This window comes from Tepidibacillus decaturensis (assembly GCF_001561915.1).
Taxonomy (GTDB): domain Bacteria; phylum Bacillota; class Bacilli; order Tepidibacillales; family Tepidibacillaceae; genus Tepidibacillus_B; species Tepidibacillus_B infernus.
Genome location: NZ_LSKU01000001.1, coordinates 2,292,827 through 2,306,620, shown reverse-complemented (window position 1 = coordinate 2,306,620; position 13,794 = coordinate 2,292,827). Strand labels below are relative to the sequence as shown.

The 13,794-nt window shown below is 34.0% G+C and carries 15 protein-coding genes; 14 read left to right on the top strand and 1 reads right to left on the bottom strand.

The annotated features are described in order from the left end of the window. Together U473_RS10810 and U473_RS10805 are read left to right on the top strand one after the other, a co-directional pair. The coding region (locus U473_RS10810) for a glycosyltransferase (RefSeq protein ID WP_235589107.1) at positions 1–1,639 on the top strand (1,639 nt) is incomplete at its 5' end. A 22-nt stretch (positions 1,640–1,661) separates the two neighbouring features. Beyond that, the gene (locus U473_RS10805) at positions 1,662–3,392 is read left to right on the top strand and encodes a glycosyltransferase family 4 protein (protein WP_068726230.1); all 1,731 of its coding nucleotides are present in this window, start codon (positions 1,662–1,664) and stop codon (positions 3,390–3,392) included. Between the two features lie 86 nt (positions 3,393–3,478). On the opposite strand, the gene U473_RS14820 is transcribed toward U473_RS10805, so the two are convergent. Further along, a complete protein-coding gene (locus U473_RS14820; protein WP_161937326.1) occupies positions 3,479–3,640 on the bottom strand; it encodes a hypothetical protein in 162 nt (53 codons plus the stop codon). 184 nt (positions 3,641–3,824) lie between these two features. On the opposite strand from U473_RS14820, the gene flaG reads away from it, so the two are divergent. From flaG to U473_RS10745, 12 genes are all read left to right on the top strand, one after another. Continuing rightward, a complete protein-coding gene (gene flaG, locus U473_RS10800) occupies positions 3,825–4,181 on the top strand; it encodes a flagellar protein FlaG (RefSeq protein ID WP_068727642.1) in 357 nt (118 codons plus the stop codon). 23 nt (positions 4,182–4,204) lie between these two features. Continuing rightward, positions 4,205–5,863: a flagellar hook-associated protein 2 gene (locus tag U473_RS10795; protein WP_082732595.1), complete on the top strand. Its 1,659-nt coding sequence runs from the start codon at positions 4,205–4,207 to the stop codon at positions 5,861–5,863. Positions 5,864–5,882: 19 nt separating this feature from the next. Further along, positions 5,883–6,284 (top strand): flagellar export chaperone FliS, encoded by a 402-nt coding sequence (gene fliS / locus U473_RS10790; protein ID WP_068726226.1) that lies wholly within the window; start codon positions 5,883–5,885, stop codon positions 6,282–6,284. Next, positions 6,284–6,634: a hypothetical protein gene (locus tag U473_RS10785; RefSeq protein ID WP_068726224.1), complete on the top strand. Its 351-nt coding sequence runs from the start codon at positions 6,284–6,286 to the stop codon at positions 6,632–6,634. The genes fliS and U473_RS10785 overlap by 1 nt, the downstream gene beginning before the upstream one ends. Positions 6,635–6,648: 14 nt before the next feature. Beyond that, the gene (locus U473_RS10780; RefSeq protein ID WP_068726222.1) at positions 6,649–7,116 is read left to right on the top strand and encodes a hypothetical protein; all 468 of its coding nucleotides are present in this window, start codon (positions 6,649–6,651) and stop codon (positions 7,114–7,116) included. Positions 7,117–7,203: 87 nt separating this feature from the next. Beyond that, complete coding sequence (locus U473_RS10775) at positions 7,204–7,575, top strand: hypothetical protein (RefSeq protein ID WP_153012043.1); 372 nt, start codon at positions 7,204–7,206, stop codon at positions 7,573–7,575. A gap of 423 nt (positions 7,576–7,998) precedes the next feature. Next, on the top strand, positions 7,999–8,835 hold the full coding sequence (locus U473_RS10770) for a basic amino acid ABC transporter substrate-binding protein (RefSeq protein WP_235589106.1): 837 nt from the start codon (positions 7,999–8,001) through the stop codon (positions 8,833–8,835). 405 nt (positions 8,836–9,240) lie between these two features. Then, positions 9,241–10,035, top strand: coding sequence for a basic amino acid ABC transporter substrate-binding protein (locus tag U473_RS10765; RefSeq protein ID WP_235589105.1), 795 nt, complete (start codon positions 9,241–9,243; stop codon positions 10,033–10,035). A gap of 48 nt (positions 10,036–10,083) precedes the next feature. Continuing rightward, positions 10,084–10,743: an amino acid ABC transporter permease gene (locus U473_RS10760; RefSeq protein ID WP_399167815.1), complete on the top strand. Its 660-nt coding sequence runs from the start codon at positions 10,084–10,086 to the stop codon at positions 10,741–10,743. Next, entirely contained in the window at positions 10,736–11,458 is a 723-nt protein-coding gene (locus U473_RS10755; protein WP_068726215.1) for an amino acid ABC transporter ATP-binding protein, read from the top strand. Before U473_RS10760 ends, U473_RS10755 begins: the two co-directional genes overlap by 8 nt. 166 nt (positions 11,459–11,624) lie before the next feature. Beyond that, complete coding sequence (locus U473_RS10750) at positions 11,625–11,822, top strand: cold shock domain-containing protein (protein ID WP_068726213.1); 198 nt, start codon at positions 11,625–11,627, stop codon at positions 11,820–11,822. Between the two features lie 252 nt (positions 11,823–12,074). Beyond that, positions 12,075–13,736, top strand: coding sequence for an IS1182 family transposase (locus U473_RS10745; protein WP_407701952.1), 1,662 nt, complete (start codon positions 12,075–12,077; stop codon positions 13,734–13,736). Positions 13,737–13,794 lie beyond the last annotated feature (58 nt).

The following is a 13,794-nucleotide window of genomic DNA, read 5'->3' as shown; positions in this document are numbered from 1 at the left end:
TAATAGAATGCAAGAATTAGTAGTTAATAAATCTTATAATACAGAAATAATAAAAAATTATATTAATCAGACATTACAAAAAGAAGAAGAAGGAATCTATAGTATTAATCGATTAAGTTCTATTACAATCGCTAATCAAAGAGTATCAGTTGAGGCGGACTTTATAAAAGAAATGGTTAATATGATTGGGGAGGATAATTTAACTATTTTTTCTTATATGCCTGATTATATTAGGTTCTTGAATAAAATTTCTAAAGATATTCCCATAATATATGAATGTGTAGATGAACATACTGGTTTTAACCATTCCTATGCAACAAAAAAGTTGGAAGAAGAAATGATTCAACGATCATCTGTAGTAATTACAACCGCAGATACTCTATTTACTAGAAAATTTAAATTAAATTCTAGAACTTACTTAGTTAAGAATGCTGTTAATCCAAATTATTTTTCTAATGAAACAGCGATTCCAAAAGAACTTAGCGATATAAAGAGAGAAAATAAGATTATTATTGGCTACCTTGGTGCAATAGCTAATTGGTTTGATAAGGAATTGCTTATTGAAGTGGCTAAAAAAAACGAGCATATGGTATTTGTATTAGTAGGAACAATTTATATTGATGTCAGCGATTTAAAAGAAGTAGAAAATATTATTTTATTAGGAACAAAAGCATATGATGAAGTACCTAGTTATCTGAAGGCTTTTGATATTGGAATGATTCCCTTCAAAATGGAAGATATTATAATCAATTGTAATCCTATAAAGTTTTATGAATATATGGCTGCAAATCTTCCTACTATAGCAACTCCTATTCCAGAATTAATGGAATACCATGATGGTAAAATGATTATTCTGGCAAAGAATGCAGATGAATTCAGTGATGGGATAAACCATCTATTTAATGAAAAAATAAGTTTAGAGTATATGAAGAAAATCGCAAATGAAAATTCTTGGGCTGAGAGAGTGGAAAAAATTGATCAAATTATACAGGGAAATCTAGTCCCTGAACATGAGCAACTTTTGTTTAGAATAGAGAACAAATATAATAAATATCGAAATATAGAAATTATAGATTACCTATCATTAGAAATAAAAGCATTAAATAATCTCAATGGAGTTAAAGAAGAGTTAATACAGTTAGCCAAAAAAAGTCATTCAAGATATATTAAACAGCAAACTGCTAAACTACTTATTAAAAATAATAATTATGAAGAAGGTATTATATTCTTAAATCCTAATGAAAGCTTATCTGAATGGGAGATATTCAAAATTTATAATAATAACAATAATAGGATAACAAATCTTATAAAAGCAAAACTAAAAAGATATGTTTTAGAACATGAAGAAGCAAGACAAATTTTAGAAGATGATAATGATATTTATTCACAGGTTGAATTAGCCACTATTTTAATGGAATATGGTGATATAAAGTATGCATTAGAGAAATTGTTGTTTTTGATTAAGTCTGAACCTAGTATTTTAAAAAATTCCATTGTTACTAACTACTATTTAACCATTTATTTTTTAAATAAGAGAAATTATAAACAAGCTAAGTTGTATTGGGATAGACTCTTTGTTTTAACAGGGGAACATAAAGAAACGATAAAAATATATAATTTTTTGAAACATGGACTATAAAAATGTTTTTCAGGAGAAAATAATGATTAATATAGAAGAATTACGTCAAAATGAGTTTAAAAGAAGACTAAAACACTTAAAATATGCTAAGAAGCAGGAAATTGTTTCTTTTAGAAGGAGACAAGGTCAACTTCATGTTACCTACGTAATGACACAGGTTGGGGTTAGTGGAGGGGCTAAGATCATCTTCGAACATGCTAATCGACTTATACAACTTGGTGTAAAAGTATCGATTGTATCACATTTTCCAAAACCCACTTGGTATCCAATTGAAGCACATTATATTAAAGTTCCCTTTACACTTGAATTAGCAAAGGGGATACCTGAATGTGATGTTATTATTGCAACCTATTGGGATCATATTAATGCTTGCATTGAAACTGGTATTGCTCCAGTAGTGTATTTTGAGCAAGGGGATTTCCATTTGTTTGATTTTAATAATCTAACCCATGAATTTAAGGAGATAATTTATAGTCAGTTACAATTACCAGAATATATTATTACAGTCTCAAAAACTACTGCTGACTTAATAAAAAAATTATATAATCGGGATTCAATTGTTTTTCATAATGCTGTTGATGAGGGAATATTTGTTGAAGAAGGAGAAAAGTATGAATCTGAGCATCCCTATTTATTAATGATGGGGAGCGAATATTCAAAATTTAAAGGTATCGATGACATCATAAATAGCTACAATTGCCTCAAAAGTCAAGGATATGAATTAGACTTAATATGGATAACTCCAAACAAGCCAACGGAAGTTTATCAAGATAAAGTTTCAAAAGTATTTATAAACCCTCCGCAGTCAAAAATTGCAGAATTATATAGAGGGGCTTTTTTATTTGTTTCTGGTTCTAGATATGAATCTTTTTCTCTGCCTGTACTTGAAGCTATGTCATGTGGATGTCCTGTAATTTCGACTAGAAATGTAGGTGTATTAGAATATGCAAAAGACAACTTTAATGCATTGATCACAGAAATTGGCGATCATAAAGATATAGCAAAGAAAATAGAGATACTATTAAATGATAATGTGTTATTACAAAAAATAAGAAAAAATGGACTTTATACAGCTCAAAAATTTAGATGGGAGAGTATCATTCCCAAAATATTAAATTATTATAAGTATGTAAGCATGTATAAGGTAAACGAAATTAACAAAATAGATGATTGGAAAATATACATTTCCTATGGGGAATTTTTGAATAATATTGATATTGATAGATTTAATAAATTTTTGTTACAGACTAACGTTGACATTGTATTAGTACCAAAAGTTTACAATTTGTGTGACTATAAAATTGCGGAATGGACAGTAGCAGCTAAACGGAAAAAAACTGAAAGTGGAAGAACTGATTATTGTTACAGCCCTATTAAAGGGGATTTAAATGAACTTTCGTATTATGATGCATATGAATTTTATGAAAAAGGGTTATTTAATGAGGCGTTAATTTCTTTTATGAAATATTATAAAAAAGAACATGACCAGTTAAAGAAAACAGTATATTTAAGATGGATTATTTTAAGTCTTATTAAATTAAATAGATACGAAGAGGCGGGTAGACTATTAGAGGGTTCAATAAAACTTTACAAAGATTATTCGGATCTATATTATTTATACATGTTTATTCTTTATTTAAATAAACATGAGTATAAAAAGTTTTTGGATATTGTTAGTATATTAGGAGACGCAACAAACTATCCAGAGTTTTTTGTTGATATTGAGGAAAAATTGAAGGGAATAGTAGATTAAGTTCTACATAAAAGTGGATAACACAGTTAGAGGTAGCACTACGCTACCTCTACTTCACATTCACCGTAATTCCCCATGTTGGCTTTTTAAATTAATTGTATATTAAGAATAGCTTCTTTAGAACTTCCTAGCTTTCTATCGCTATCTTCTTTCGTCCAGTTAATATCCCCTGAAATCTTTCCTATATTGGAATCTACCATAATTTTGGTATCGGCATTGTCCAGATGATGTAACGTATACATCGCCATTGGTTGTTTCTACTGTGAGTTTTCCTGTTGATTGTTCTACTTTGATTCTCTCATTTATTGTCCTGACCTCAGAAGGTGAAGAAAGAAACCACATTGTCCTAACTTAATAAAAAAATGTAAAAAAATCGATAAAACCTTCCGATATAAATAGTAAGAATTGTGATGAATAGGAGGATGGATGGTTGTGAGTATTGATCGGATTTCATCGTTACGGTCTACACTTCCAATGCAAAACAAAATTCAAGAGAGACCAATTTTAGAACAGGTTGAAAATTCTGTTGAAGAGAATGTAAAAGTATCAAATCAACAAGAGGTCAACAAAGAACAAATCGAAAAGACGATTAAGGGGATTAATCAATTTTTAGAACCAGCTCATACCTCCCTTAAGTTTCAGTTACATGATAAGTTAAACGAATATTATGTGGAGATCGTCGATACAACGACCAATGAAGTGGTTAAACAGATCCCACCGAAAAAATTCTTAGATATGTATGCTTCGATGATGGAATATATGGGATTAATTGTCGATCGTAAAATTTAAATGTAGGGGTGAATAAAATGGTAATGAGAATTAGTGGCCTTGCTTCTGGAATCGATATTGATAGTATTATTAAGGATTTGATGAAGGCGGAACGAATGCCTTTAAATAAACTGACACAAAAGAAGCAAATCCTAGAATGGCAACGTGATGATTACCGAGAGATGAATAAACTTTTAACAGAGCTAGACCAATTTATCAGTGTCACACAAACGGATGGAATTGGGAGACAAAGTACTTTTTTAAAGAAAGTGATTTCTAGTTCCAATGAGAGTGCCGTAACCGCTAAAAATATAAGTGGGACGACAGACATCAATACACAGATTGGTGTTTCACAATTAGCAAAAGCTGCTTCTATGTGGAGTGCTGGGGATATAAGAAGTAATCAAAACTTTAATCCAGATGACTTATTAGTAAATCAAAAGGATAATCTGGTCAATGGGGCTAATCTACCAACAACATCATTTAATATTCATATCCAGGCGATTCAGTCCGACGGTTCGGTCGCAGAAAAATCAATCACTGTTGACCCGAATACGATGAGTTTAAACCAAGTGATGAGTGAAATCAATAAAAAATTAGATGTGAATGCCTTTTATGATTCAAAAAGTGGGAAAGTGGTTCTTTCAGCTAAAAATACAGGTGATGCAGCAAACCAACCTGAAATAAAAATAATGGATACCGATACCAATGGCTATAACTTTATGACAAGCGTACTACGTTTATCGGCAGATAGCGATACAGCAACCACTACTAATGATGCTTTAGGTCAACCTATAGGTCAAGCTGGTCAAAATGCCAAATTTACATTTAATGGTATGTCTATGGAAAGAACCTCTAATACTTTTCAAATCAATGGCTATGAATACACATTAAAAAATACTACACTTGATTCATCTGGCATTGTTCAACCTGTAACTCTTACTTCCACAACAGATACGGATGCCATTTTTGATTCTGTGATTAAATTTATCGATAAATACAATGAGATCATTGGCAAAATAAACGATAAAATCTCTCAGGAACGTTATCGAGATTATCTCCCTTTAACAGATGAACAAAAACAGGACATGTCGGAGAAGCAAATTGAGTTATGGGAAGAAAAGGCTAAAAGTGGTTTAATTCGCAATGATTCGATTCTTTCAGGTGGATTAAACCAAATGAGGTTAGATATTTATAGTCCAGTAACTGGTCTGACTGGAACCTATTATGATGCAAAAAAAGGACAAAATGTAACGATCAATCAACTAGCTAGTATTGGTATTGAGACATCTAGTAGTTATACGGATAAAGGAAAGTTGATTCTGAAGGATGAGGCTAAATTAAGGGATGCGATTTCCCAAAATCCAATGGCCATTTATGATTTATTTAATAAAGAAGTAAAAGATGCCAATGGAAAATTAGTGTCTGACCAAAGTGGGATTGCAGAACGACTTCGCGACACCATAAAAAATACGATGTCAAATATTGAAGCAAAAGCTGGAAATACCTATTTAGCTAACAGCCAGTATACTATTGGCAAAGATTTAGACCGTGTCGATAAAAGCATTGATGCTTTTCAAGATCGTTTGCTTCAGATTGAAGATCGATATTACCGCCAATTTACAGCGATGGAACAAGCGATTCAACGGGCTAATCAACAATCGGCTTATCTCATGCAACAATTTGGTGGGGGATTACAATAGTTAACGAAGGAGTGATTGTATGTCAATCCAGAATCCATACCAAGCCTATCAACAAAATACAGTCAATAGCGCTTCGCCTGGGGAGCTAACCTTGATGTTATATAATGGCTGTTTGAAGTTTATCAAGCATGCCAAACAAGCGATTGTTGATCATAAGTTTGAGGAGAAGAACACGAACTTAATCAAAGCGCAAAACATTATCCGTGAATTGATGATTTCTCTAAACATGGATTATGAAGTGGCCAAAAACATGATGCAAATGTATGACTATATACTAAACCGTTTAATTGAAGCCAACTTAAAAAATGATATCGAAATACTAAATGAAGTAGAAGGTTATGTGGTAGAATTTCGCGATACTTGGAAAGAAGTGATTCAAATCAACCGTAGAATCCAATATGGCCAAGGTGGACAAATCTAGTGAGTCTGGTAAAACAATTATATGAGGTAGCAAATCAATTCTATCAATATTTACTCATCCAGCCGCAAAAAGAGCAAAGGAACGCCTATATTGAACAAATCAATCAATTTCTAGATCGGCGCGAAGAACTCATATCCAAGTTGCCAAAAGTGTTGGACGATGAAGAAAAAATACTAGGGGGGAAAATTATTCAACTTAATCATTCGATTGATGAGCTATTAAAAAAACGATATGATGAGATTGAGGCAGATCTTAAACAGATACGCCAGCAAAAAATGGTTCAAAAAAAATATGCACAAACGGTCGTATCTGTCTCGTTTGATGGGATGTTTTTTGATAAACGCAAATAATGGGGGATTAAATGATGGGACACATCCACGACCACGAAGATGAGCATAATCATCATCATGAACACAATGATGACGATCACTATTATGATGATACTGTTTTACAAGATAATCAGGTGATCTTTTTAAACCATTATATTGAAATGTTGCAAATCTGTGATGAAGGTATTGAATACCTTTCGATTCGCATCAAGAAAGAAAGTTATTTGGATGTGACCATCTTTAGCAATTGTATTGATGCCTTTAAGTCGATTCAAGAAGCCAATTTTTTGTCTTGGAACATTATGAAGAAAATTGATCGGGAGGTTCATGATTCGATCCGTTCCTTTGAGGATTTTCTCCCTATTTTTGAACAGGTTTTAACCTACCAAGAGGAAGGAAACTATCAACTACTTGCAGATACACTAAAAGAACAGCTATTTCCTCACTATCTGGATTGGTCAAAAAAGGTTCAAGAGGCATTTAAACCTTATTTACAACATTAGAGTCTTAGTAAAACGAACCATTATAAAGCCCCTATATGTCCAAAATATGATATAATAAGAAGGAAAATGGGGAAAAGGATGATGGCGATGAGTGAAGAACTAAAGGGGATTTATGATTTAATTAATCAAATGGATCAGCGGATAAATCGAAGACTAGATCATCAAGATCATATGATTCAACAATTGATAGGGATTGTAGGTGCTACTAATTCTCATTTAGAAGAAATGGAACAAGAAATGAATGAAATGAAACATGATATGAATGAAATGAAACAAGAAATGAATGAAATGAAACAAGATATCGCTGGGATGAAACAAGATATCAAAGAGATTAAGCAAAACCAAGATGAAATGTCTAAAATGTTGTCTACTCAAAATGTAGATATTGAATTCGCCCACACCAAGATACTACAAAACGAACGGGATATTGCTCAGATTAAAAAAGTAATCTTAGGCTAATTGAAAGGTAAATAAACAATGATAGAAATTAGCTAACAGTATTGCAGAGATTGGTTAAATTCAACCGATCTTTTTTTATTCTTTTTATTAAAAGATAAAAAAGTATAACTTTCTTCCACTTGTCATTTAAGGGTTTGTATATTAAAATTTTCTTAATATTTCCTTAAAAGAACGCCTATTCTTGTGCACAATGTGAACAAAAACCTGTGGATAATGTGCATAACTCTGTGAATAAGTATGGATAAAGGGATAAAGCTTGTGGATAGGTTTGTAGATAATGAAGAGGGTTTGTGAATAAGATCAATTTTATCGTATAAAATTTATTTGCAAAAAAGTGTTTGATATTTATTCGTATATATGTATAATAATACATATACAAAATACAAACAAATTGTTTTTGAACATTAAGAGGGGGTTTTTTAATTGAAAAGTAAAGGGATAAAAATGGCATTATTATCTATCATCTTACTATTCGGAGTTATTGGGTTGATAGGTTGTGGTACAAGTACAACCAGTCAACCATCAGAAAAGACAGATCAAGGTCAAGCTGCAGATCAAAATGCAGAACAAACAACCGCTGAAGACAAAACCTATGTAGTGGTTACCAATGCCGAGTTTCCTCCATTTGAAATGACATTACCATCTGGGGAAATCGTCGGCTTTGATATTGATTTGATGAATGCCATTGCTGAAGCATCAGGGATTAAGATCAAAATTCAACATACTGGCTGGGAAGCGATGTTAAAGGCAGTTGAAAACGGTAACGCAGATATTGGAGCCTCAGGAATCACCATTCGTGATGACCGTAAAGAAATGTATGATTTTACAGATCCATATTTTGAAGCCACACAGTTAATTTTATTACCTGAGGGCTCAAATATTTCTTCTGCCAAAGACCTTGAAGGAAAAAATGTAGGCTTCCAAAGTGGAACGACTGGGGAAACAGCTGCACAAAATATCTTTGGTAAGGATTATAAAGGATTAAAAGGCTATGCCGATTTACCGACAGCTGTGAACGATTTGTTTACAGGACGTATTGCTGCCGTTATAGGGGATAATGCTGTGGTAGCAGAGTTCGTAAAGCAGAATCCCGATAAAAAACTACAATTAGTGAAAGATGAGGCTTTTGAAAAAGAATACTATGGTTTCATCGTGAAAAAGGGAAATCAGGAATTGTTGTCTAAATTACAGGATGGGTTAAAGAAAATTAAAGAGAATGGAACATACCAAGAAATCTATAACAAATATTTTGCTGAGTAAATATAGGTCGTTTAGCTAGGTTTTGTACGAGTTCATGATAGGGTAAAAAATAGGCTTGTCATTTTACGTGTTGTAAAATAGCAAGCCTGTTCTTTTTTTCTGCTAAAGAAAGTACTTTCTCTCCTATAAGTCATTGAAGTTTGTATATTCCAAAAGCAAAGACATAGGACGACTAATAGCTTCAGCTATGTAGCGTCACTTGTACACTTTGTGTACTTTTGGGAGTGTATTTCTTACCTTATGTTTTATTCCTAGAAATACACGGACAACGGAGCGCGTTGGAATATACAAACTTATCTATTGATTTTTTATTCTAATGTATGTATAATCATTCGGGTGGATAAAAATAAAAAGTTATTCATAAATTATCATTGTAACCAAATATGCTAACAAGGGGGAACTACAGTGAAAAGAAATTTTAAAATAGGAATATTATCACTTATTTTGATCATAGGCAGTATTGGCTTGATCGGTTGTGGTGCAAGCCAAGAAAATAAAACAGAAAATCAGGCGAAAGAGGGTACAAAAACCTATACAGTGGTAACAGATGCAACCTTTCCGCCATTTGAATCTACGTTACCATCTGGAGAAGTTGTCGGATTTGACATGGATTTAGTGAATGCTATTGCTGAAGTACAAGGATTTAAAGTGAATATTCAACACGTAGGATGGGATCCAATGATGAATTCGATCTCTACAGGGAAAGCAGATATTGGCGCAGCCGGAATTACGATTGATGACGAGCGCAAGCAAAGTTACGATTTTACAGAGCCCTATTTTGAAGCAACACAATATATCTTAGTTCCAGAAGATTCAACCGTAACTTCTGTTGATGATCTTAAAGGACAAAATATTGGTTTTCAAAGTGGAACAACAGGTGAAAAAGCCGTTCAAAAGGTATTTGGTAAAGATTATGCAGGTGCAAAGGGATATGTAGACTTACCCACTGCAGTTAATGATATGTTAACTGGACGGATTGTTGCAGTAGTTGGTGATAATGCAGTATTAGGAGAATTTTTAAAACAATTCCCTGACAAAAACCTTAAAGTAGTGAAAGATGACCGATTTGAAAAAGAATTTTATGGTTTGATGGTGAAAAAGGGAAATCAAGAATTGTTAGATCAATTAAATGCAGGACTAAAGAAAATTAAAGAGAATGGCAAATATCAAGAGATCTACAATAAATATTTTGCTGAATAATAGCTAACGATATGAATTATCGTTCAGTGCGTGAAAAGAGGGTTTATGATGAATGAATGGAGTGCAGTATTTGAGTATCGATATTGGTTTTTCCGTGGCGTAGGGTACACCATTCTTCTAACATCAGTGGGGGTTTCCTTTGGGACGATCATTGGCCTTTTTATTGGCTTGGGACAACTATCTCAAAATCGCTTTTATAAGTTATTTAGCCGTATTTATGTGGATTTATTTAGAGGTACCCCATTATATGTACAAATCTTAATTGTCCATTTTGCGGTGTTACCGGCCTTTTTTGGGGACCAATCACCCTCTGCGATTTTTTCCGGCTTTGTCGCCTTATCCTTAAATTCCGGTGCTTATGTAGCAGAGATTTTCCGAGCAGGTATTTTATCGATTGATAAAGGGCAAATGGAGGCAGCTCGTTCTTTAGGAATGAGTCATAGACAAGCCATGAGGTATATTATTTTACCTCAGGCCTTCAAAAGAATGTTACCTCCTCTAGGGAATGAATTTATCGCTTTGTTAAAGGATTCTTCTTTATTAGCAGTTATTGCAACACCTGAATTAACCTATGCCGGCCAAATGACCGCTAAAAATACATTTACAACATTTGCGCCATACTTAACGATTGCTGCGATTTATTTAATCTTAACATTGATTTTGTCACGTGGGGTTAGAGGGTTAGAAAGGAAGTTTTCCAATGATTAAGGTTGAAGGGTTATATAAAAAATATGATCAACTTGAAGTGTTAAAAGGAATTGATGTTCATATTCAGCCTAAGGAAGTTGTCTGCGTGATTGGTCCAAGCGGTTCAGGGAAAAGTACCTTTTTACGTTGCTTAAACCGTTTAGAAGAGTTTCAAGCAGGAAAAGTGGTTATTAATGGTGATGACTTATCTGATCCTAAGGTTAATCTAAATATGGTTAGAACCCACGTAGGTATGGTTTTCCAGCATTTTAATTTATTCCCTCATATGACAGTGCTGGATAATTTAACCATTGCTCCGATTAAGGTATTAAATATGCCTAAAGAAAAGGCCGAAGAGATAGCGAAAAAGTATTTAGGAAAAGTTGGGCTTTTGGAAAAAGCGGATACTTATCCAGACCAATTATCTGGTGGTCAGAAACAACGGGTGGCCATTGCTAGAGCTTTAACTATGGAACCAACGGTCATGCTTTTTGATGAACCAACCTCTGCTTTAGACCCAGAAATGGTTGGCGAAGTGTTAGAAGTAATGAAGCAGTTAGCGAAGGAAGGAATGACAATGGTTGTGGTGACCCATGAAATGGGTTTTGCTCGCGAGGTCTCCAATCGAGTCATTTTTATGGATGGAGGAAAAATTGTCGAGCAAGGTTCACCAGAGGATATTTTTTCCAATCCGCAAAATCCAAGAACACAGTCTTTCTTAAGCAAGGTTCTATAAAGTAAGAGATCATAAGAGGTAAATTAAGTATAAATAAGTAATCTTTTTGAAAAAATAGAAATGGGGAAAGATCTCAAAATCCATTTGACTGTATGGAACTTACAGTGTTATATTCAAATGGAGAGAAATTTCTCGGATTTTATTGATGAAAGGATTGTGTCAGTAGATGCAAGGAAAAGTTAAATGGTTTAATGCAGAAAAAGGTTTTGGATTCATTGAAAGAGAAGATGGTGGCGATGTATTTGTTCATTTTTCAGCCATTCAAGGCGAAGGCTTCAAAACCTTAGAAGAAGGTCAAGCTGTTGAATTTGACATTGTTGAGGGAGATCGTGGACCTCAAGCTGCAAATGTTATCAAGTTATAATCCCTTTTAGGTTACATATACATTGATAACGTAAACCTCTCTATACCTATAGAGGGGTTTTATTTAGGATAAAGCGGGGCTGTCCAAAAAGTCAGGAGGAATTGACTTATTGGCAGCCCCATCATTTTTTCCAAAAAAAGCACAAAAAAATCGTCCAATCTAGTAAAATGAAAGTAACCAAACTAACATTTTCAGAAAGGACGATTTTTTATGAGCAATCAAATGATTACTACTGAAAATTATAACACGCAAATGACACTTTTTCCAGAAACAGAGGAAAAAAAGCTCTCTAAAAGACAATTAGCCCCTACTTTTAAACCCTATGACAACCGTCAAATTCAAGTTATTTTTGATATTAAAGCCCTCATACCAGAACATCACGTCGCACGAGTAGTGGACGAAATGGTTGAAGCCGTACCAGATGAGCAATTGTTTTCTCATTATAAAGGTGGTGGCCGAAGTTCCTTTCATCCTAAAATGATGCTTAAAATCATTCTGTTTGGTTATTCCCAAAAGGTTTATTCCTGCCGAGGAATTGAAAATCTAATAAAAGAAAACATTCCAGCCATGTGGTTAGCTGCGATGCAACAACCCGATTTCCGCACGATCAATGAGTTCCGCGGAGAACGGATGAAAGCCTTGATGGATGAGTTATTTGAAGCCATGATTCTAAAATTGATTGAAGAAAAGTACATCACGATGGAAAACTACTTTTTGGATGGCACCAAGATAGAAGCCAATGCCAATAAGTATTCTTTTGTGTGGAAAAATTCAACTGAGAAATTTGAAGCAAAATTAAAAGAAAAAATTCAAGAAACCCTGCAACACATTCATAAATTAACCCAATTAGAAGCTGGAGCGGAAGAAAAAGAAACCGAACAAAATGCAGAGATCACCGAACAGAACCTGGAGGCAGTAGCTAAGGAAATAGAAGAAAAAGTAGAAACCCTAACAGAGGAAATCGAAAAGGAAACAGATCCAAAGATTCGTAAGGAGAAGCGCCAAGAACGCAGTAAATGGAAGAAACCTTTAAAGCTGATTCGGGAAAATTTCCTACCGCGACTGGCTACATACAAGGAACAGAACGAAATCTTTGGCGACCGTAATAGCTATTCCAAAACGGACAAAGACGCAACCTTTATGCGCATGAAGGAAGATCATATGAAAAACGGTCAGCTCAAGCCAGGGTATAACGTGCAAATGGGGACGGAGAACCAGTTTATCTTGTTTTATACCATTCATCAACGACCTACAGACACACGTTGTTTTATTCCACATTTGGAGAAACTGGCGGCTACTTCTTTACCAATGCTAAAAACAGTCATCGCGGATGCAGGATATGGCAGTGAAGAAAACTATGTATATGCGATTGGTGATGAGAAAGAGCCTCGATTTGATTTTCTCATTCCTTATGGATCCTATGTACAAGAACAGACACGCAAATACAAAAAGGATATCAAAAATGCGAAAAACTGGACCTATTGTGAGCAAGATGACTGTTTTATTTGCCCGAATGGAAGGAAAGTAACGTTTAAAAAATATCAAAACAAAAAGAATCCGTCTGGCTATGAGCAAAGCTTCAAAATATACGAATGTGAAGATTGTACAGATTGCCCATTAAAAGAGAAATGTACGAAAGCGAAGGGCAATCGGTCGTTCCGCAGATTTTCATTGCGGGGTATCGACAAGGTACATGTCGAGTTTGGGATTGTGGCATTAGCCCACAACATACTGAAAGTAGCAGGGATCCGCCAGCTACTTTCAGAGAAAAATCGAAAAAATACAAAAGGCAAGTGGAGAAAACCGAATTTTTTCTTTCCACTAGCCTTATTTTTTAGGACTTATCGGACAGCCCCGCCTTCTTTGTATTGTCTACATACTATGAGTATTGTAAAAATTCTCCATAATCATTGATATTAAATGACATTTTCTATACACTAAAGGTGGTGAATAAGGATGATTCGTGCTTCAT

Coding starts and splice junctions, on each gene's coding strand:
- U473_RS10805 (WP_068726230.1), top strand. CDS start 1,662: ATGATTAATATAGAAGAATTACGTCAAAATGAGTTTAAAAGAAGACTA.
- U473_RS10755 (WP_068726215.1), top strand. CDS start 10,736: ATGATTAAGGTTGAAGGGTTATATAAAAAATATGATCAACTTGAAGTG.
- U473_RS10780 (WP_068726222.1), top strand. CDS start 6,649: ATGGGACACATCCACGACCACGAAGATGAGCATAATCATCATCATGAA.
- U473_RS10750 (WP_068726213.1), top strand. CDS start 11,625: ATGCAAGGAAAAGTTAAATGGTTTAATGCAGAAAAAGGTTTTGGATTC.
- U473_RS10760 (WP_399167815.1), top strand. CDS start 10,084: ATGAATGAATGGAGTGCAGTATTTGAGTATCGATATTGGTTTTTCCGT.
- U473_RS10745 (WP_407701952.1), top strand. CDS start 12,075: ATGACACTTTTTCCAGAAACAGAGGAAAAAAAGCTCTCTAAAAGACAA.
- fliS (WP_068726226.1), top strand. CDS start 5,883: ATGTCAATCCAGAATCCATACCAAGCCTATCAACAAAATACAGTCAAT.
- U473_RS10795 (WP_082732595.1), top strand. CDS start 4,205: ATGAGAATTAGTGGCCTTGCTTCTGGAATCGATATTGATAGTATTATT.
- U473_RS14820 (WP_161937326.1), bottom strand. CDS start 3,640: ATGGCGATGTATACGTTACATCATCTGGACAATGCCGATACCAAAATT.
- U473_RS10775 (WP_153012043.1), top strand. CDS start 7,204: ATGAGTGAAGAACTAAAGGGGATTTATGATTTAATTAATCAAATGGAT.